The following is a 19,244-nucleotide window of genomic DNA, read 5'->3' as shown; positions in this document are numbered from 1 at the left end:
CCCTCTAAACAGGCTGCGGATGTTTGCACCAGTGGCGGAGGAAAGATGTCGCGAGTCGTCATGGCGGCGCTGTTGCTGGCAGCGTGCGGCGCGCAGCCCGCGCCGCCGCCCTCCCCCGCTGCATCGCCGAGCGCCACGCCCATCGCCGCCCCCCGCGACAGCAACGCGCGCCCCGCCCCGGCGGAGCCCAGGACGTTCGGCGACTGGGCGGTGGCCTGCGACAACGGCCTGCGTTGCGAAATGGCGTCGCTGGGGGCGGAGGGCGGCGGCTTCCCGACATGGACGATGGCGCTGTCCCGCGGCGCAGGGCCGGCGGGGGCGTATGAGATCGCGCTCGACAGCCTGAACGACGACAAGGGCACGCCGGCGACGATCGTCATCGACGGGAGGCGACACGCGGTGGCCGGCAATGGCCTGTCCGGCCCCGCCGCCGCGACCATCGCCGGCGCGCTGGCGACGGGGCGCGCGCTGACATTGCACGACGCGGCGGGCACGACGCTCGCCACCGTCTCGCTCAAGGGCGCGTCGGCGGCGTTGCGCTTCATCGATGCGGCGCAGGGGCGGGCAGGCACCGTGACCGCCACCGTCGCCACCGGCCCGGCAGCCGCGGTGCCACCGGCGCCGCCGCTGCCGACGGTCGTCGCCATCACCCCCGGCGGGACCGCCGCGTCCCCCAGCGTTCCGCAATGGGGGGACATGCGCCGGGTCGCGCAATGCGACGACCGGATGAGCGAGAGCGACGGCTGGAAACCGCGGCTGCACGCTCTTGGCGGCGGCGCGACGCTGATCCTGCTGCCCTGCTCGGCAGGCGCGTACAACGAGATCGACGCCCTTTTCGTCCTGCGCGACGGAAAGGTGACGCCGGCGCAGGTCGATGCGCCATCGGGCTTCGCCCCCGACGCGCAGGAAGCGACCGCGCCGGTGCGCAGCGTCATCAACGGTAGCTTCGACGGCGGGCTGCTGGGCAGTTATGGCAAGGCGCGGGGGCTGGGGGATTGCGGGATCGCGCAATCGTTCGCCTGGGACGGGGCGCGTTTTCGGCTGACGGAGCAGAAGGTGATGAGCGAGTGTCGCGGCAACCCGCACTATCTGACGGTGTGGCGCGCGAAGGTGGTGCGGCGATGACGCCGCTCCTGATCGCCGCCGCGATGCAGGCGGCGATGCCCGCCCCCGGCGACCTGCGCACCTTCGCCGACTGGACGATGGGCTGCGACAACCAGCGTATGTGCAGCGCGGTGGCGCTGGTGCCGGAGGCGCAGGGGGGCGAGGACTATCTGATGCTGGTGCTGCGACGCGATGCCGCCGCCACCGCGCTGGCGCGGCTGACGCTGCCGATCCCGGAGACCGTCGCCAAGGCCACCAAACTGTCGCTGAGCGTCGACGGCAAGGTGCTGGCGCAGGTCGTCGCCCCGGGCAAGGGCGGCGGGCTGGCGCTGCCGTTCCAGGGGGCGCTCGCCGCCGCGCTCATGGAGGGACGGCAGGTGACGCTGACCGACGCGCGCGGACGGCCGGTCGCGCAGGCCTCGCTCGCCGGCCTCGCCGCGAGCGTGCTGGCGATCGACGAGGCGCAACGCCGCGTCGGTACGCGCACCGCGCTGCGCCGCGCCGGCAGCGCTCCCGCGTCACAGGTGCCGACGCCCCCGCCACTGCCGGTCGTCCACCAGCCGCCGGTGACGGGCAAACCGCCGCGGACGATCTCGGCCAAGGATGCGGTAAAGCTGATCGGGCGGGATGCCGCGGTATGCCCGTACGCAAACGGCCCGGTCGCGCCAAAAGCGTATCGGCTGGATGCGACGCACAGCCTGGTGACGATCGATCACCCATGCGGCAACGGCGCCTACAATCTCTATACCAGCGTGTTCGTGATGTCGGAGAAGGGCAAGCCGGTCCCCGCGGTGCTGGATGCGCCATCCGGGTTCGGCGAGACGCCGGGCCATCAGGTCGTCACGGGCGGCTGGGACGGACGGACGCGGCGCCTGACCAGCTACGTGCGCGGGCGCGGGATCGGCGATTGCGGGTCGATGCAGGCGTTCGCCTGGGACGGCGCGCGCTTCCGGCTGGTCGAGCAATCGTCGATGGGCGAATGTCGCGGCGCGCGCGAATATATCACGACGTGGCGGGCGCGGGTGGTGGTAGAGTGAGCGAGGAATAAGCCCCCCCCTTCTCAGGGAGGGATTGGGGTGGGTGGAGGCGAGACGGTACGGCAGGCACCGGCGTGTCCCACCGTACCACGAGCACGCCACCCGCCCCCGGCCCTTTCCATTTACGGCGCGGGCCGCTCCGCCTGCGCCTCCGCCAGGATCACCGCGAACTTGCCCTCGTCGTCGGTCCATTCGCGCACCGGGGTCCAGCCGCCGGCGCGCAGCAGGATGCGGGCGTCGCGTTCGCCGTATTTGTGGCTGTTCTCCGTATGGATCGTCTCGCCCGCCGCGATGTCGAAGGCGCGGCCGTCGACCTCGAACGCGGCGTCGCGCTGCGCCTCCAGGTGCATTTCGATCCGGGCACGGTCGTCGTTCCATACCGCCTTGTGTGCGAAGGCGTCGACGGGGACATTGCCGTCCAGTTCGCGGTTGATCCGCTGCAGCAGGTTTAGGTTGAACGCCGCCGTCACGCCCTGCGCATCGTCATAGGCGGGGACCAGCACGTCCGCGCTCTTGATCCGGTCCATCCCGATCAGCAGCATCGCACCCTCCCCCAGCGACGCGCGCATCGCCCGCAGCAGGTCGATCGCGGCGAGCGGGATCAGGTTGCCGATGGTGGAGCCGGGGAAGAAGCCCAGCTTGGGCGCGTTCTCGATCGTGCGCGGCAGCGTCAGCGGGCGGGTGAAGTCGGCCTCGAACGGCAACACCAGCAGCTCCGGGAAGCGCTGCGCGAGGTCACGTGCTGATTCGCGCAGGAATTCGCCCGAGATATCGATCGGAACATAGGCCGACGGGTGGACGCAATCGAGCAGGATCGGCGTCTTCACCGAGGAGCCGGAGCCGAATTCGACCACCGCACGCCCCTCCCCGATCAGCGCGCGCAGCTCCGGGCACAGCGAGCGGAGCAACGCGGTCTCGGTCCGCGTGGGATAATATTCGGGAAGGGCGGTGATCTCCTCGAACAATTGCGATCCGCGATGGTCGTAGAACCAGCGCGCGGGGATGGCGCGCGGCCGGCGCGTCAGCCCCGCGAGGACGTCGGCGCGGAACTGCGGGTCGGCGAGGCTCGCCTGACCATCCTCGATCTCCGGCTTCAGCATGATGTCACAGGTCCTTTGCAAGCCGCACGCCGGTGAATTGCCAGCGTTGGTGCGGGTAGAAGAAATTGCGGTAGCTGGCCCGTGCATGGCCGCGCGGGGTGGCGCAGCTGCCGCCGCGCAGCACGAACTGGCCGCTCATGAACTTGCCGTTATATTCGCCGACCGCGCCCTCGGCCGCGACGAAACCGGGATAGGGGCGGTAGGCCGAGCCGGTCCATTCCCACACGTCGCCGAAGAAGGCCGGGCCGCCGGCGGCGGGCCGCGGCTCGACCGGGCCGGCCGCGTCCATCTGGTTGCCGCCATGGGCGTCATGCGCGGCAGCGGCCGCCTCCCATTCGGCCTCGGTCGGCAGGCGGGCGCCGGCCCAGGCGGCATAGGCATCCGCCTCGAAGAAGCTGACGTGCGTCACCGGCGCGGCGGGATCGATCGGGCGGCGGCCGTCGAGTCCGAAGCGCGTCCACCTGCCGCCCTGCTGCTCCCAATAGAGCGGTGCCGCAACGCTCTCGCGCTGGACCCATGCCCAGCCGTCGGACAGCCACCAGCGCGGATCGGCGTAGCCGCCATCGGCGATGAACGCCGCCCACTCGCCGTTGGTGACGGTGCGGTCGGCGATGGCGTGCGCGGGGACGAGCGTGCGATGGCGCGGACCTTCGCAATCGAAGGCGAAGCCGCGCCCGGCGTGGCCGACCTCGACCACATGCTCGGCGGATTCGATCCATGCGATCGGCGCGGGCATCGCCACCGGCACCTTGGGCGCGGCGGGCCATATCGCGGGTTCGACCGGATTTTCGGAGAAGAGGTGGAGGATGTCGGTGACCAGCAGTTCCTGATGCTGCTCCTCGTGGTGGCAGCCGAGCGCCACCAGTTCGACCGCCGCGGACGGCAGCGTGGGGAGCGCGTCGAGCAGCGCGGCGTCGACCGCGGCGCGATAGGCGAGCACCTCCGCCAGCGAGGGGCGCGTCACCATGCCGCGGCGGGCGCGGGCATGGCGTTTCCCTTCCGCCTCGTAATAGCTGTTGAACAGGAAGGCGAACTGGTCGTCGTAGGCGCGGTAGCCCACGACATGATCGCGCAGCACGAACGTCTCGAAGAACCAGGTGGTGTGCGCCAGATGCCACTTGGCGGGCGAGGCGTCGTCCATCGACTGGACCGTGGCATCGGCATCGGACAGCGGCGCGACCAGCGCCTCCGTCAGCGAGCGGACCGCATCGTAGCGCGACGCGAGCGTCGTCGCGTCGTCGGGCGCGGGCCGAATAGCTTCCATGACATCTGCTCCTGCCGCCGCGGGAGGCGGCGGGTGCAGGCGTCACCGATTTATCGATTGGCCCCCGCAACCCACAGAACGTCCCCGCCAGCCGATTGGTTCACCACGCGGCAGGCGACGAACAAAAAATCCGATAATCTGTTGAGGTATTTGAGCGCCTGCGGGTTGGCGCCGTGCGTGATCGCCACCGCCGATCGCTCGGCGCGGCGCACGGTCGAACGTGCGACGTGGAGATGCGCGGCCGCCCCGCCGGGCAGGATGAAGCTGCGCAGCGGTTCCAGGTGTTCGTTGAGCGCGTCGATGGCGCGCTCCAGCCGCTCGACCTGCGCCGGCACGATGCGCAAGACCATCTCGGACGGCGCGAAATCCTCGTCCGCGCCGCGGCCCGGGGTGGCGAGATCGGCGCCGAGGTCGAACAGGTCGTTCTGCACCAGCGCCAGCTCGGCGCGGACGGCCTCGTGGGTCAGCGTGGCGAGCGCGACGCCGATCGTGCTGTTCGCTTCGTCCACGTCACCGATCGCCTGCATCCGCGCGTCGCTCTTGGACACGCGGCTGCCGTCGACGAGCCCGGTCGTCCCCGCATCGCCGGTGCGGGTGTAGATACGGTTGAGCCGGACCATGTGGGCGCGTCAGGTCCGCCCGGCGGCGAACAGGATGACGACGACGATAAGCACCGCCAGCGCCTGAAAGAAGATGCGCATCTGCATCATCTTGTTCGATTTCAGCTGTGCCGCGGTGGGCCCCTCGCCCTGTCCGCGCGCCTCGAGCGAGGCGGTCTGGAGGAAGGTGACGATGCCGCGCACCAGCGCGACCACCGTGGCGATCATCGCCGCGACCAGCAGGATGACGAGGAACGTGTTCATGGGGGGAATGTAGGGGTTGGTGGGGCGGCGGGCAACGCCGGAACATGAGAGTCATCCCCGCGCGGACGAGACCTTTGCAAAACTCAGCTACTTGCTCCCCGGCGAAGGCCGGGGCCCAGCTGCGGGACGGTAGTAACAGACGGAAAAGCCACGCCAACTGGCCCCCGGCTTTCGCGAGGCCTTTGCAAAACAGGTGCAACGGCACCGAGCCCGCGCTGTGCTCCTGCGCAGGCAGGAGCACAAGGCCATGCAGAACAACGCCTTATCGGACCTGCAACCCTGGGCTCCTGCCTACGCAGGAGCACGGTGTAGCCTTTTGCAAAGGTCCTGCTTTCGCCGGGGAACGGCGGAATTGTCGAGCGACTCACGACTTTCGCAGAGGTCTCGCGGAGGCGGGGATCCGGATACGCGAACGTCGCGGCAGGAGCGGAAACGGCAGCGCGTCTGGATTCCCGCCGGCGCGGGAATGACGACGTGGGTGGAGCTAGGCTTGGCCCGCCCGCAACCTCTCCGCCAGCGCAGCGCCATCCTCCCCCGCCTCTCGCATCGCCGCCAGTGACGGTGCGCCGTGACGTTTGGCGAGGCGTTCGCCATCGGGCCCGGTCAGCAGGTCGTGGTGGTGGTACGCCGGCACCGGCAGGTCGAGCAGCGCCTGGAGCAGGCGGTGGATGTGCGTCGCCTCGAACAGGTCGCGCCCGCGGACGATGTCCGTCACGCCCTGCGCGGCATCGTCCACCGTGACCGCGAGGTGATAGCTGGCGGGCGCATCCTTGCGCGCGAGCACGACATCGCCCTGCGCCTGCGGGTCGGCGAGGATGGTGCGGCCATGGTTCTGCCACGTCAGCGGGCCCGTTCGCGTCACCGCCGCGGCCATGTCGAGCCGCCAGCAATGCGGCGCATCGCGCTTCGGCGCTTTGCGGCAGGTGCCGGGATACACCGCGGCCGGCCCGTGCGGCGCGCTCATCGCCTCGGCGATCTCGGCGCGGGTGCAATAGCAGCGGTAGAGGAGGCCCAGCCCGCGCAGCCGGTCGAGCGCGGCGGCGTAACGGTCCAGCCGCTGCGACTGGAACACCACCGGGCCGTCCCAGGTCAGCCCCAGCCAGGCGAGGTCGTCGATGATGGCGTGGACATGCTCGGGCCGGCTGCGGGTGCCGTCGATGTCCTCGATCCGGAGCACGAACCGCCCGCCCCTCGCGCGCGCGACATCGTGCGCCAGGATCGCGGAATAGGCATGGCCAAGGTGCAGCCGCCCGGTCGGCGACGGCGCGAAGCGTGTCGTCACCATCGCCCGGATGTGCGCGGGCATGGACCCGCGATCAAGTCCGCGGCTATCACGCCGTCATGACCCTCACCCCTCCCGTCGCCGCGACGCGTCCGCATTCCTTCACCCGCCATGGCATGACGATCGAGGATCCGTGGGCGTGGCTGCGCGATCCGAACTATCCGGACGTCACCGACACCGACGTTCTGGCATATCTGGAGGCGGAAAACGCCTATTTCGAGGCGCAGATGGCGCCGCAGCAGCCGCTGGTCGACCGCCTGTACGACGAGATGAAGGCCCGCATCAAGGAAGACGAATCGAGCGTGCCGCAGAAGGACGGCGACTGGCTCTACTGGACCGCCTTCGAGACCGGGGGGCAGTACCGGCTGTGGTGGAGAAAGCCCGTCGCAGGCGGCGAGGACCAGCTGATCCTGGACGAGCCCAAGCTGGCCGAGGGGAAGGAATATTTCCGCGTCGGCGCGATCGCGATCAGCGAGGACGGACGCGTCATGGCCTATTCCACCGACGACGACGGCGGCGAGCGCTATACGATCCGGTTCAGGAGCCTGGACGGGTCCGCCGACCTGGGCGAGGTGATCCCCGGCGCCTCGGGCAAATGGGGCGAGACGTCGATCGAGGGGACGATCGGCAACATCGTCTTCACCAGCGACGGGCGGCACATCCTCTATGGGCTCACCGACGAGCATTGGCGCACCCGCACGATCAAGGTGCATCGGCTGGGCAGCGACCCGGCGGACGACGTGACGCTTTACTACGAGGACGATCCCGTCTTCTCGGTCGGGGTGAGCGAGACGAGCGACCGGCGCTGGATCGCGCTGGTGACGAGCAGCCACGATACCAGCGAGATCCGCCTCTACCCCGCGAACGATCCCTTCGCCGAACCGATCCTGATCGCGCCGCGGGTCGCCGGGCGCGAATATGACGTCGATACGCATGGCGACACGCTGTTCATCCACACCAACGACACCAATCCGATGTGGCGGCTGTGCACCGCATCGATCGAGGCGCCGGGCGAATGGCGGGAGCGGATCGCGCCGAGCCCCCGTTTCTACATGACCGGGGTGGAGTGCTTCCGCGACTTCTTCATCGTCGAGGGGCGCGAGGACGGGCTCGACCAGATCGAACTGCATTCCTACGACGCGGGCGCGGCGCCCAAGCGGATCGCGTTTCAGGAGGCGAGCTACACCGCCGGCACCGGCGACAACCCCGAATACGACCAGACCGTCATCCGGCTGGGCTACGAATCGATGGTCACGCCGGGCACCATCTACGATTACGACACCGCGACCGGCGAGATGACGGTGCGCAAGGTGCAGGAGATACCCAGCGGATACGACGCATCGCGGTACGCGACCGAACGGCTGGAGATCGCGGCGCGCGACGGGACGAAGGTGCCGGTGTCGATCGTCTACCCCGCCGGATTCCCGCGCGACGGGTCGCGGCCGCTGTTCCTCTACGCCTACGGCGCCTACGGCCATGCGATCGCGCCGGGGTTCTCGACCGGGCGGATGAGCCTGCTCGACCGCGGGTTCGCCTATGCCATCGCGCATATCCGCGGCGGCGACGACCTGGGCCAGCAATGGTATCACGACGGCAAGCTGGAGAAGCGCACCAACACTTTCACCGATTTCGTCGACGTGGCGCGCGCGCTGGTCGCGGACGGCTGGACCAGCGCGGGCAGGATCGCGATCGCGGGGCGCTCCGCCGGGGGCGAGCTGATGGGCGCGGTGGTCAATTCCGATCCCGAATTGTGGGGCGCGGTGATCGCGGACGTGCCGTTCGTCGACGTGCTGAACACGATGCTGGACGAGACGCTGCCGCTGACGCCGGGCGAATGGCCCGAATGGGGCAATCCGATCGAGGACAAGGCCGCGTTCGAGCTGATCCGCAGCTATTCGCCGTACGACAATGTCCGGGCGCAGGACTATCCGCCGATGTTCATCTCGGGCGGGCTCAACGACCCGCGCGTGACCTATTGGGAGCCGGCAAAGTGGGCCGCGAAGCTGCGGGCGACCAAGACCGACGACAATATCCTGCTGCTGAAGACCAATATGGGCGCGGGGCATGGCGGCAAGTCGGGACGGTTCGAGAGCCTGCGCGAGGCGGCGGAGGAACATGCCTTCGTGCTGTGGCAGCTGGGGGTGGAAGGGTGAGCGTTTCCGCGCGTCGTGATGCGGGGCTTGTCCCGGTATCCGGGGCTCCGCGCGCTTTTCCGGCGTCAGGCGCGCGGAACCCTGGACCCCGGAACACGTCCGGGGTGACGCGCGTGTGGGACGGACGGTGGCATACGCTCTCTGTCCGCAGCTGGACCCCGACCTTCGCGGGACCTTTGCGAAAGTCGGGGATCGCTCGACAATTTCGCCGTTCCCCGGCGAAGGCCGGGGCCCAGGTGGCGTGGCTTTTCCGTTTGTTACCACCGTCCCCCAACTGGACCCCGGCCTTCGCCGGGGAACAAGGAAGTGACCTTCACAGAGGTCCCGCCTTCGCCGGGGAACAGGCGCACGTGCGCCCATGACCATCGAAGCCATCGTCGCCAAATACGGGCTCGCCGCGCTGTTCGCCGGCGCGGCACTGGAGGGTGAGGCTGCGGTCATCGCGGGCGGCGTCCTCGCGCATCACGGGCTGTTCCCCTTGTGGGCGGCGATGCTGGCGGCGGCGACGGGGTCGTTCGGCGCGGATCAGGCGTGGTTCTTTGCGGGGCGGCGGATGCGCGACCATCGCTGGGTCGCCGCGGCCCGCGCCAAGCCGGCCTTCGCCCGCGCGATGGCGATGCTGGCGCGGCGGCCGATCGCGTTCATCTTCGCCTTCCGGTTCATCTACGGCTTTCGCACGATCAGCCCGATCGCGATCGGCACCGCGGGCGTGTCGCCGCGGCTGTTCGCGATCGTAAACGCGGCATCGGCCGTCACCTGGGGCGTGATCTTCTGTTCGATCGGCTATTGGTTCGGTCATGCGTTCGAGGCGGTGATCGGGCGGTTGGCGGAGGATCATCGCTTGTGGTGGGTGGTCGGCGGGCTGGTCGCGACCGGGATCGCCGCTGCGCTCGCCCATCGCCATCGGAGCCGAACCGCATGACCTTCGCCCGCTCCTTCACCGCGCAGGCCGCGGACATCGACGAACTGGGCCACGTCAACAATGCGGTATGGGTGCGCTGGATCCAGGATCTGGCGGTCGCGCACTGGGCCGCGGTCGCGCCGCCGGAGCAGCAGGCGGCGTTCGTGTGGGTCGTGACGCGGCACGAGATCGACTATCGCGGCAATGTGGCGGAGGGCGAGACGGTGACGGGCGAAACCTGGGTACCCGAGGCGCCGCGCGGTGCCCGGTTCGACCGGCATTTCCGCTTCACCGGGCGCGACGGGCGGGTGCGGGTGGAGGGCGTCACCACCTGGGCGCTGCTCGATCGCGCCACCGGGCGACTGCTGCGCGTGCGGCCGGAGATCGCGGCACCCTTCCTCGGGTGATCGCGGTCGTTGCCGCGCCCGATCGCAGCCCGTAGAGGGCGCGCGTCACCGCCACTGCGGCAAAGGGATCGCACATGAAGATCACGATGATCGGCTCGGGCTATGTCGGCCTCGTCTCCGGCGCCTGCTTCTCCGATTTCGGACACGACGTGACCTGCGTCGACAAGGATGCCGGCAAGATCGACGCGTTGAAGGCGGGGCGGATGCCGATCTACGAGCCCGGGCTCGCCGCGCTGGTCGCCGCCAACGTCGAGGCCGGGCGGCTGACCTTCACCACCGACCTGACCGGCGCCGTCGCGGGCGCGGACGCGATCTTCATCGCGGTGGGCACGCCGTCGCGCCGCGGCGACGGCCATGCGGACCTCTCCTACGTCTTCGCCGCGACGCAGGAGATCGCCGCCGCGATCACCGGGCCGACCGTGATCGTCACCAAATCCACCGTTCCCGTCGGCACCGGCGACAAGGTGGAGGCGATCCTGCGCGAGGCGGGGCATGACGCCGGCGCGGTCGCGGTGGTGTCGAACCCCGAATTCCTGCGCGAAGGCGCCGCGATCGGCGACTTCAAGCGGCCCGACCGCATCGTCATCGGGACCGAAGACGACCGTGCGCGCGGCGTGATGCGCGAGGTGTATCGCCCGCTCTACCTCAACGAGAGCCCGATCCTGTTCACCGCGCGGCGCACCGCGGAGCTCATCAAATATGCCGCCAACGCGTTCCTCGCGACCAAGATCACGTTCATCAACGAGATCGCGGACCTGTGCGAGGCGGTGGGCGCGAACGTGCAGGATGTCAGCCGCGGCATCGGCCTCGACAATCGCATCGGCTCGAAATTCCTCCACGCCGGGCCGGGTTATGGCGGATCGTGCTTCCCCAAGGACACGCTGGCGCTGCTGAAGACGGGCGAGGATTTCGAGGCGCCGGTGCGGATCGTCGAGGCGGTGGTGAAGGTCAACGACGCGCGCAAGCGCGCGATGGGGCGCAAGGTGCTCCACGCGCTGAACGCAGACGGTATCGAAGGAGCGAAGGGGAAGACGGTCGCGGTGCTCGGCCTCACCTTCAAGCCCGATACCGACGACATGCGCGATGCGCCCAGCCTCGCGATCGTCCAGGCGCTGCAGGACGCGGGGGTCGCGGTGCGCGCCTTCGATCCCGAGGGCGTGGAGGCGGCGCGCGCGCTGATGCCCGACATCACCTATTGCCGCGACGCCTATGACGCGGCGACCGGGGCGGATGCGGTAGTGATCGTCACCGAGTGGAACGTGTTCCGCGCGCTCGACCTGAAGCGGCTGGCCGGGCTGATGACGCAGCCGGTGATGGTCGACCTGCGCAACATCTACTCGCTGGCCGAGGTGGAGCGCGCAGGGTTCGCGTATACGGGTGTGGGGCGGTAGGCTGCCACCCGGCATCGTGCGGGATCTTTGTAAAACGGCTGCAGCAGTGCCGAGTTCATGCCGTGCTCCTGCGAAGGCAGGAGCCCAGGGCCAAGCAGAACAACGCCTTGTGTGACCTGCAACCCTGGGCTCCTGCCTTCGCAGGAGCACGGTGACACTTTTGCAAAGGTCTCGCCCCGGGGTGACGTGAGCGGTGATTGCCTCCCCTTAACCCTTGCGCGCATAGAGCGACCGCGCAGCACGGGAGCGTTTCGAGCATGGCCACCCTCGTCACCGGCATGGCCGGGTTCATCGGCATGGCGGTGGCCGAGCGGCTGCTGGCGCGCGGCGAGCGCGTGATCGGGGTCGATTCGTTCAACGATTATTACGACCCGCAGCTGAAGGAGGATCGCCTCGCGCATCTGGCGCGGCAGTTCGGCGAGCGCACGGTGTGCCACCGCATCGACTTTGCCGACATGGAGGCGCTGAATTCGGCGGTCGCGGGCGAGGAGATCGACCGCATCATCCATCTCGGCGCGCAGGCCGGGGTGCGCTATTCGCTGCAAAACCCGCATGCCTATGTGCGCTCCAACCTGATGGGGCATGTCAACGTGCTGGAAATGGCACGTCATCGCGGCGTGCGGCACCTGGTCTATGCCTCTTCGTCGTCGGTCTATGGCGGCAATACGCAGCTACCGTTCCGGGTCGAGGACCGCGTCGATCATCCCGTCTCGCTCTATGCCGCGACGAAGCGCGCGGACGAGCTGATGAGCGAGACCTATGCGCATCTCTATCGCCTGCCGCAGACGGGGCTGCGCTTCTTCACCGTCTATGGCCCGTGGGGGCGGCCCGACATGGCGCCGTGGCTGTTCACCGACGCGATCCTGGGCGGGCGCCCGATCAAGGTGTTCGGCGAGGGGCGGATGAGCCGCGACTTCACCTATATCGACGATATCGTCAGCGGCGTGGTCGCCGCGCACGACCATCCGCCGGCGGACGACGGCGCGATCAAGGCCGGCGGCAGCGCCGGCCCGCACCGCGTCTATAACATCGGCAACAATCGCGCCGAGGAACTGGGGCGGTTCATCGCGGTGCTGGAGGCGGCGTGCGGTCGTACGGCGGTAAGGGATTACCAGCCGATGCAGCCCGGCGACGTGCGTGCGACCTATGCCGACATCGACGCGATCCAGCGCGACCTGGGCTATGCGCCGACGACGCCGATCGACGTGGGGCTGCCCGCGTTCGTGGAATGGTTCCGGGGGTACAAGGCCATCTGATCCCGAGGCCCGTTCGGCCTGAGCGAAGTCGAAGGCCACGCGCTGTGGCTGTGCTTCGACTTCGCTCAGCACGAACGGAGGTAGCAGCTTACTTCGGCCGCTTCGCCTCGATCACCTTGAGCAGGTCGTCGAACGACTTGGAAAAGCTCGCCACACCCTCTTCGACCAGCGTCGTCGTGACGCCGTCGAGGTCGAGGCCCAGCCGTTCCGCCTCCGCCAGCACGTGCCGCGCATCGTCGACATCCGCGGTGAGCGTCCGTGCCACGGTGCCATGGTCGCGAAAGGCGTCCATCGTCTTGGGCGGCATGGTGTTGACCGTGTCGGGGCCGATCAGCGTATCGACATAGAGCGTGTCGGGATAGTCGGGGTTCTTCGTGCCGGTCGATGCCCACAGCAGCCGCTGCGGGCGGGCGCCCTTCGCGGCCAGCTTCTGCCAGCGGTCGGAGGCGATGAACTCCTCGTACCAGGCATAGGCGACCTTGGCATTGGCGATCGCGACCTTGCCCTTCAGCGGCTTCGCTTCGTCACCGCCCTTGCCGGCATCGATCGCTTCGTCGATCTTGCCGTCGATGCGGCTGATGAAGAAGCTGGCGACGCTGGCGATACGGTCGATCGGCAGGTCCTTCGAGACGCGCTCCTCCAGCCCCTCGACATAGGCCATCGCCACCTTCTTATAGGCATCGATCGAGAACAGGAGCGTGACGTTGACGTTGATCCCCTTGGCGATCGTGTCGCGGATCGCACGCACGCCGTCGTCGGTGCCGGGAATTTTAATCATCAGGTTGGGCCGGTCGACCGCCTTCCACAGCCGTTCGGCCTCCTCGGCCGTCTCCGGGCCCTTGAGCGCGAGATAGGGCGACACCTCCAGGCTGACATAGCCATCGGCGGCGTCCAGCTTCTCGTAGACCGGCAACAGCGTGTCGCACGCGGCCTGGATATCCTGGATCGCCTGCGCCTCGTAGCGCTCCATCGCGGTCGCGCCCGGGTGCGCCTTGTCGAAGGCGGCGAAACCCTCGTCATAGGCGTCACCCGATCCCATCGCCTTTTCGAAGATGGTCGGGTTGGACGTCACGCCGGTCAGGCCGTCGTCGTCGACCAGCTTCTGCAAGCCACCTTCGTTCAGGAACTTGCGGTCGACGAAGTCGAGCCACACCGCGGTGCCGGCGTTGCCGAGATCCTGGAGCCTGCTCATGCCATCACCTCTTTCGCGACCTTCACGACGTTATCGACCGTGAAGCCGTACTTGTCCTGCAATTTGGCGATCGGGGCCGACGCGCCGAAGGTCGACATGGTGATCGTCGCGCCGTCGGTGCCGACATAGCGGTCCCAGCCGAGCTCGCCCGCCATTTCGATCGCGACGCGCGCGCGCACCGCCTTCGGCAAAACGCTTTCCTTGTAGGCGGCGTCCTGCAGCTCGTAGCGGTACCAGCTGGGCAGCGATACGACGCGCGCCTTCACACCCTCCGCAATCAGCTTCTCATAGGCCTGTACCGCCAGCGACACTTCCGAGCCGGTCGCGATCAGGATGACGTCGGGCGTTTCCTCGCCGCCGGCAAGGACATAGCCACCCTTGGCCAGCCCCGAGGCGGGCGCATATTTGGAGCGATCGAGCGTCGGCAGCGCCTGGCGCGACAGCACCAGTGCGGCGGGGGTGGAGGCATCCTGCATCACCGCGCGCCATGCCTCCGCCACCTCGTTCGCGTCGCACGGGCGGATCGTGTCGAGCCCCGGGATCGCGCGCATCGTGGCGAGATGCTCGATCGGCTGGTGGGTAGGGCCGTCCTCGCCCACGCCGATCGAATCGTGCGTATAGACCCAGACCGCGCCGATCTCCATCAGCGCGGACAGCCGTACCGGCGCGCGCATATAGTCGAGGAAGACGAGGAAGGTGGAGCCGTAGCTGCGCAGGTGCGACAGCGCCATGCCGTTGACCACCGCGCCCATCGCATGTTCGCGCACGCCGAAATGGAGGTTGCTGCCGCCGTAATTGCCCGCCTCGAACGACGCGGCACCCCTGATGTCGGTCTTGGTCGACGGGGCGAGGTCGGCCGAGCCGCCGAGCAGCCACGGCACCTTCTTGACGATGGCGTTGAGCACCTTGCCGCCCGCATCGCGGCTGGCCACGCCCTTCTCGTCCGCGTCGAAGGTCGGGATCTCGCTGTCCCAGCCCTCGGGCAGCTCATCCTTGAGCATCAGGTCGAGCTCGGCGGCGAGGTCGGGATGCTCGCTGCGATAACGATCGAAGGTGGCGACCCATTCGTCGCGCGCCTTGGCACCGCGATCGCGCACGGCGGCGGTGAAGGCTTCCTTCACGCCATCGGGCACGAAGAAGTCCTGATCGACCGGCCAGCCATAGGCTTCCTTGGTCTTGGCGACATTCTCCGCCCCCAGCGGCTCGCCATGCGCCTTCTCGCTGCCCGCGCGCGGGCTGCCCCAGCCGATGACCGAGTGGACGACGATGAAGGTCGGACGCTCGTTCTCGTCACGGAACGCCTGGAGCGCACGCTTGAGCGCCTCGACGTCGTTGGCGTCGTCGACGTGGATGACGTTCCAGCCATAAGCCTGGAAGCGCTTGCCCACGTCCTCGTCGAAGGCGAGATCGGTCGCCCCCTCGATCGAGATCTGGTTGGCGTCGTAGATCCAGCACAGGTTGCTGAGCTTCAGGTGGCCGGCCATGCTGGCGGCCTCGGCGGAGACGCCCTCCATCATGTCGCCGTCGCCGCACAGCGTATAGACGTCGTGGTCGAACAGCGTGAAGCCGGGCCGGTTGTAGCGTGCCGCCAGCCAGCGCTCGGCGATCGCCATGCCGACCGAATTGCCGCAGCCGGCGCCCAGCGGGCCGGTCGTGGTTTCGACGCCCGTGGTGTGGCGATATTCTGGGTGGCCCGGGGTCTTCGAGCCAAGCTGTCGGAACTGGCGGATGTCCTCCAGGCTGACCGCGGCATTGCCGGACTTCCGGCCGTCCTTGTCGATCTCCTCGACCCCGGCCAGATGCAACAGGCTGTAGAGCAGCATCGAGGCATGGCCGACCGACAGCACGAAACGATCGCGATTGGGCCAGTCGGCATGTGCGGGGTCGTAGCGCAGGAACTGCGTCCACACCGTCCAGCCGACCGGGGCCAGCGCCATCGGCGTGCCGGGGTGGCCCGAATTGGCCTTCTGCACCGCGTCCATCGACAGGGTACGGATCGTGTCGATCTGGAGCCGCTCGGCGCTGCCGTCCTCGTGAACGCCGGCGGGCGGGGTGGCGGTATCGGTCATGAACAACCTCGTGTCGGGAATGGTCAAGGAACGCACCGGCGGCACGCCGGTTGCCGAGTCCCCGCCCCCTTAACCGCTCGCGCGCCCGCGTTCCAGCCGCGTAACGACGCCCTTTTCGGCGATATAGGCGGCATCCACCTCGTCGAGGAACAGGCCGTGGCCCAGCACGCCCGGGACCTCCGCGATGGCCAGCGCCAGCGCCGCGGGGTCGGCGATCGCGCCGAAATGCGCGTCGAGGATGATGTTGCCGTTGTCGGTCGGGCCGCCGCGCCTCTCGACCGTCGCCCCGAGCGCGGCAAGACGCATGGACGCGAAGGTGCGCGCGAAGGGCAGGACCTCCACCGGCAGCTTCGCGACGCCCAGCGCCGCGACACGCTTCGACCCATCGGCGATGACGATCATGCGATCGGAGGCGGCGGCGACGATCTTCTCGCGCAGAAGGGCACCACCCGCCCCCTTGATCGCGCGCAGGTGCGGGTCGATCTCGTCCGCGCCGTCGATGGTCAGATCGACCCGCGATACGTTCGCGAAGTCGCGCACCGTCAGCCCGCCGCGGCGCGCCTTCGCGGCGCTGTCCTCGCTGGTAGCGACCGTCTCGATCCGCCGGCGGGCGCGGATGAGGGCTGCGATCGCGAAGGCGACGGTCGAGCCGGTACCCAGCCCGACGAGCATCCCGTCGCATACTTCCGCCATCGCGGCTTCGGCCGCCAGCCGTTTGTCGTCATCGCTCATCGCGCGACCAACGCGCGCCGGCCCGATGCGGGTGCACCGATCCTCCTGCGCGGGCCGTGATGCTGGGTCGCATCGGCCGCGTCCGATCGGTATCGGCCCGTCACCGATCGGCCGCGCCGATCGCTGGTCCGGTGCTGGATGGATCGTCGCGGCGGGCCGGCCGCGCCATGGACGATGCCGATCGATCTGATATCCCGGCCCCGGCCCGGCGACATCCGGTACGCCGGGAGAGGGTGATGTTCCATCCGGAACGACGATTGTCGCGCAGGTTCGACATGATCGCCTGAGGGGAAGGACGGATGCTCGACGCATGGTATGCGATCTTCCTGCTGGGGCTCATGGCCGGGGCGATGAACGCGCTGGCAGGGGGCGGTCCGATCCTGGTCGTCGCCGCACTAGCCGCGCTGGGACAGCCGGCGGATATCGCCAGCCTGACCTCGACCGTCGCCTTGCTGCCGGGGCAGATCGCGAGCGGTTGGTATGCGCGGCACAGCCTCGTCCCGATCGGTCCGTCACCCGTGCGGCGGACCGTCGCGGCGGTCGCGCTGCTGGGGGGCGCGGTCGGGGCGGGATTGCTGCTCGTCACGCCGACCGCGATGTTCGGGCTGGCGCTGCCGGCGCTCATCCTCTTCGCCACCGGGCTCTACGCGTGGAACAGCCGGGCCGGGGGAGCGCCCGCGGCAACGGGCGCCATGGCGCTCGGCGCGGGCGCGATCGCGGTCCGGCTCGCCCCGCTGGCGGTCTATGGCGGCTTCTACGGCGGCGGGAACAGCTTCCTGGTGCTGGCGCTGCTCGCCAGGCTGCGCGTCCCGCCGCGCGCGGCGGCGCATGCGAAGAACCTGCTGGTGCTGCTCATCAACGCGGCCGCGACGCTGATCTTCGTCGCCTCGGGCGCGGTGGCGGTCGGGATCGCGGTGCCGCTGGGCGCGGGCGCGCTGGTGGGCGGGCTGGCGGGCACGCGGCTGATCGACCGCATCGATCCGGCCCGCCTGCGCTTCGTCGTCATCGCGTGCGGCACCTTGCTGGCGCTGTGGATCGCCGCGCGCGAGTGGTTCTAGGCCGGAGATCGTATCGATCCGCCCCGGCCGCCGCGGCCGGCGTCAGAGCGCCCGGCCTCTTTCCGCCACGATCGCGGCGTGGATCGTCGCCGCGGTGTCGTCATCGGCGGGGAGCGGCATCTGCCCGTGCATCGCCGCATCGAACTGCGCGCGGTCCAGCTTTCCTTCCCAGCGCGAGACGACGACGGTGGCCACCGCATTGCCGATGAAGTTGGTGAGGCTGCGGCACTCGCTCATGAAGCGGTCGACGCCCAGGATCAGCGCCATGCCCGCGACCGGCACGCTCGGGACGATCGACAGCGTCGCGGCCAGCGTGATGAACCCCGCGCCGGTCACCCCCGCGGCCCCCTTCGACGACAGCATCGCGACCCCCAGCAGCAAGAGCTGCTGCCCCAGCGTCAGCTCGACGTTGCACGCCTGCGCGATGAACAGCGCCGCCAGCGTCATGTAGATGTTGGTACCGTCCAGGTTGAACGAATAGCCCGTCGGCACCACCAGCCCGACGATCGACTTGGGGCAGCCCGCGCGCTCCATCTTCTCGATCAGGCTCGGCAGCGCGCTTTCCGACGAGGACGTCCCCAGCACCAGCAGCAGTTCCGCCTTCAGATAGGCGATCAGCTTCAGGATCGAGAAGCCGCACAACCGCGCCACCGCGCCCAGCACGACGATCACGAACAGCAGCGAGGTGAGGTAGAAGGTGCCGACCAGCGCGGCGAGGTTGGCGAGCGTGCCGACGCCGTACTTGCCGATGGTGAACGCCATCGCGCCGAACGCGCCGATCGGCGCGGCCTTCATCAGGATCGCCACCACCTTGAACACCGCCAGCGACAGGTCCTCCAGCGCGTGGAGCACCCGCGCGCCGCGCTCGCCGATCATCGCGAGGCCGATGCCGAACAGGATCGCGACGAACAGCGTCTGGAGGATGTTGCCCCCGGTCAGCCCCGACAGGAAGCTGTCGGGGATGACCCCCAGCAGGAAGCCGGTCAGCGTGCTGTCGTGCGCCTTGGCGGCATAGTCCGCGACCTTGCCCGCATCGAGCGTGGCCGGATCGATGTTCAGCCCCGCCCCCGGCCGCACCACGTTGGCGACGACCAGCCCGACGATCAGCGCCAGCGTCGAGAAGAACAGGAAGTAGCCGAACGCCTTGGCCGCGACGCGCCCCACCGCGGCCAGGTCGCGCATCCCCGCGATCCCGGTCACGATCGTCAGGAAGATCACCGGCGCGATAATCATCTTCACCAGCTTGATGAACGCATCGCCCAAAGGCTTCAGCGCCTCCCCCGTGGCCGGCGCGAAATGCCCCAGCAGCACCCCCGCCACGATCGCGACCAGCACCTGGACGTAGAGGTGCCGATACCATGGCCGGGGGGCGGGATCGTGGAGCAGAGGGGAGGCTGGGATCATGATGTCATCCAACGCTGACGGAAACGGGAAA

At 69.0% G+C, this 19,244-nt stretch carries 17 protein-coding genes; 8 read left to right on the top strand and 9 right to left on the bottom strand.

From position 1 onward, the window contains the following. Positions 1-45: 45 nt before the first annotated feature. On the top strand, positions 46-1,125 hold the full coding sequence (locus tag PGN23_RS04935; protein ID WP_335301715.1) for a DUF1176 domain-containing protein: 1,080 nt from the start codon (positions 46-48) through the stop codon (positions 1,123-1,125). Continuing rightward, entirely contained in the window at positions 1,122-2,141 is a 1,020-nt protein-coding gene (locus PGN23_RS04930) for a DUF1176 domain-containing protein (protein WP_335301714.1), read from the top strand. The genes PGN23_RS04935 and PGN23_RS04930 overlap by 4 nt, the downstream gene beginning before the upstream one ends. Positions 2,142-2,263: 122 nt before the next feature. On the opposite strand, the gene egtD is transcribed toward PGN23_RS04930, so the two are convergent. The 5 genes from egtD to gluQRS all read right to left on the bottom strand — a co-directional run bounded on the left by egtD (position 2,264) and on the right by gluQRS (position 6,674). Further along, positions 2,264-3,241 (bottom strand): L-histidine N(alpha)-methyltransferase, encoded by a 978-nt coding sequence (gene egtD, locus PGN23_RS04925; RefSeq protein ID WP_335301713.1) that lies wholly within the window; start codon positions 3,239-3,241, stop codon positions 2,264-2,266. 4 nt (positions 3,242-3,245) lie between these two features. Next, positions 3,246-4,505, bottom strand: coding sequence for an ergothioneine biosynthesis protein EgtB (egtB, locus tag PGN23_RS04920; RefSeq protein ID WP_335301712.1), 1,260 nt, complete (start codon positions 4,503-4,505; stop codon positions 3,246-3,248). A 50-nt stretch (positions 4,506-4,555) separates the two neighbouring features. Then, positions 4,556-5,125 (bottom strand): cob(I)yrinic acid a,c-diamide adenosyltransferase, encoded by a 570-nt coding sequence (locus PGN23_RS04915; protein WP_335301711.1) that lies wholly within the window; start codon positions 5,123-5,125, stop codon positions 4,556-4,558. 9 nt (positions 5,126-5,134) lie between these two features. Beyond that, entirely contained in the window at positions 5,135-5,368 is a 234-nt protein-coding gene (locus tag PGN23_RS04910) for a twin transmembrane helix small protein (protein ID WP_335301710.1), read from the bottom strand. Positions 5,369-5,852: 484 nt separating this feature from the next. Beyond that, on the bottom strand, positions 5,853-6,674 hold the full coding sequence (gene gluQRS, locus PGN23_RS04905; protein WP_335301709.1) for a tRNA glutamyl-Q(34) synthetase GluQRS: 822 nt from the start codon (positions 6,672-6,674) through the stop codon (positions 5,853-5,855). Positions 6,675-6,709: 35 nt separating this feature from the next. Between gluQRS and PGN23_RS04900 the strand changes: the two genes are divergently transcribed. The 5 genes from PGN23_RS04900 to PGN23_RS04880 all read left to right on the top strand — a co-directional run bounded on the left by PGN23_RS04900 (position 6,710) and on the right by PGN23_RS04880 (position 12,758). After that, positions 6,710-8,803, top strand: a complete 2,094-nt coding sequence (locus PGN23_RS04900) for a S9 family peptidase (protein WP_335301708.1) — start codon at positions 6,710-6,712, stop codon at positions 8,801-8,803. 358 nt (positions 8,804-9,161) lie between these two features. Continuing rightward, complete coding sequence (locus tag PGN23_RS04895; RefSeq protein ID WP_335301707.1) at positions 9,162-9,725, top strand: DedA family protein; 564 nt, start codon at positions 9,162-9,164, stop codon at positions 9,723-9,725. Continuing rightward, positions 9,722-10,111: an acyl-CoA thioesterase gene (locus PGN23_RS04890; protein WP_335301706.1), complete on the top strand. Its 390-nt coding sequence runs from the start codon at positions 9,722-9,724 to the stop codon at positions 10,109-10,111. The genes PGN23_RS04895 and PGN23_RS04890 overlap by 4 nt, the downstream gene beginning before the upstream one ends. A gap of 74 nt (positions 10,112-10,185) precedes the next feature. Beyond that, a complete protein-coding gene (locus PGN23_RS04885; RefSeq protein ID WP_335301705.1) occupies positions 10,186-11,502 on the top strand; it encodes a UDP-glucose dehydrogenase family protein in 1,317 nt (438 codons plus the stop codon). A 257-nt stretch (positions 11,503-11,759) separates the two neighbouring features. Beyond that, positions 11,760-12,758: an NAD-dependent epimerase/dehydratase family protein gene (locus PGN23_RS04880; RefSeq protein ID WP_335301704.1), complete on the top strand. Its 999-nt coding sequence runs from the start codon at positions 11,760-11,762 to the stop codon at positions 12,756-12,758. An 88-nt stretch (positions 12,759-12,846) separates the two neighbouring features. Here the strand turns inward: PGN23_RS04880 and tal are convergent, their stop codons facing one another. The 3 genes from tal to rpiA form a co-directional block, all read right to left on the bottom strand. Further along, the gene (gene tal, locus PGN23_RS04875; RefSeq protein WP_335301703.1) at positions 12,847-13,950 is read right to left on the bottom strand and encodes a transaldolase; all 1,104 of its coding nucleotides are present in this window, start codon (positions 13,948-13,950) and stop codon (positions 12,847-12,849) included. Beyond that, positions 13,947-16,019: a transketolase gene (tkt, locus tag PGN23_RS04870; protein ID WP_335301702.1), complete on the bottom strand. Its 2,073-nt coding sequence runs from the start codon at positions 16,017-16,019 to the stop codon at positions 13,947-13,949. Before tkt ends, tal begins: the two co-directional genes overlap by 4 nt. A gap of 69 nt (positions 16,020-16,088) precedes the next feature. Next, a complete protein-coding gene (gene rpiA, locus PGN23_RS04865) occupies positions 16,089-16,751 on the bottom strand; it encodes a ribose-5-phosphate isomerase RpiA (RefSeq protein WP_335301701.1) in 663 nt (220 codons plus the stop codon). Between the two features lie 299 nt (positions 16,752-17,050). Between rpiA and PGN23_RS04860 the strand changes: the two genes are divergently transcribed. Then, on the top strand, positions 17,051-17,809 hold the full coding sequence (locus tag PGN23_RS04860) for a sulfite exporter TauE/SafE family protein (RefSeq protein WP_335301700.1): 759 nt from the start codon (positions 17,051-17,053) through the stop codon (positions 17,807-17,809). A gap of 42 nt (positions 17,810-17,851) precedes the next feature. On the opposite strand, the gene PGN23_RS04855 is transcribed toward PGN23_RS04860, so the two are convergent. Continuing rightward, positions 17,852-19,213 carry a dicarboxylate/amino acid:cation symporter gene (locus PGN23_RS04855; protein ID WP_335301699.1) on the bottom strand — a complete coding sequence of 454 codons (1,362 nt, stop codon included), beginning with the start codon at positions 19,211-19,213 and terminating at the stop codon, positions 17,852-17,854. Positions 19,214-19,244 lie beyond the last annotated feature (31 nt).

It is taken from the genome of Sphingomonas adhaesiva (assembly GCF_036946125.1).
GTDB classification, from domain to species: Bacteria; Pseudomonadota; Alphaproteobacteria; order Sphingomonadales; family Sphingomonadaceae; genus Sphingomonas; species Sphingomonas adhaesiva_A.
Note: the sequence above shows the minus strand (reverse complement) of the source record. Positions and strands in the feature narration are given on the sequence as shown.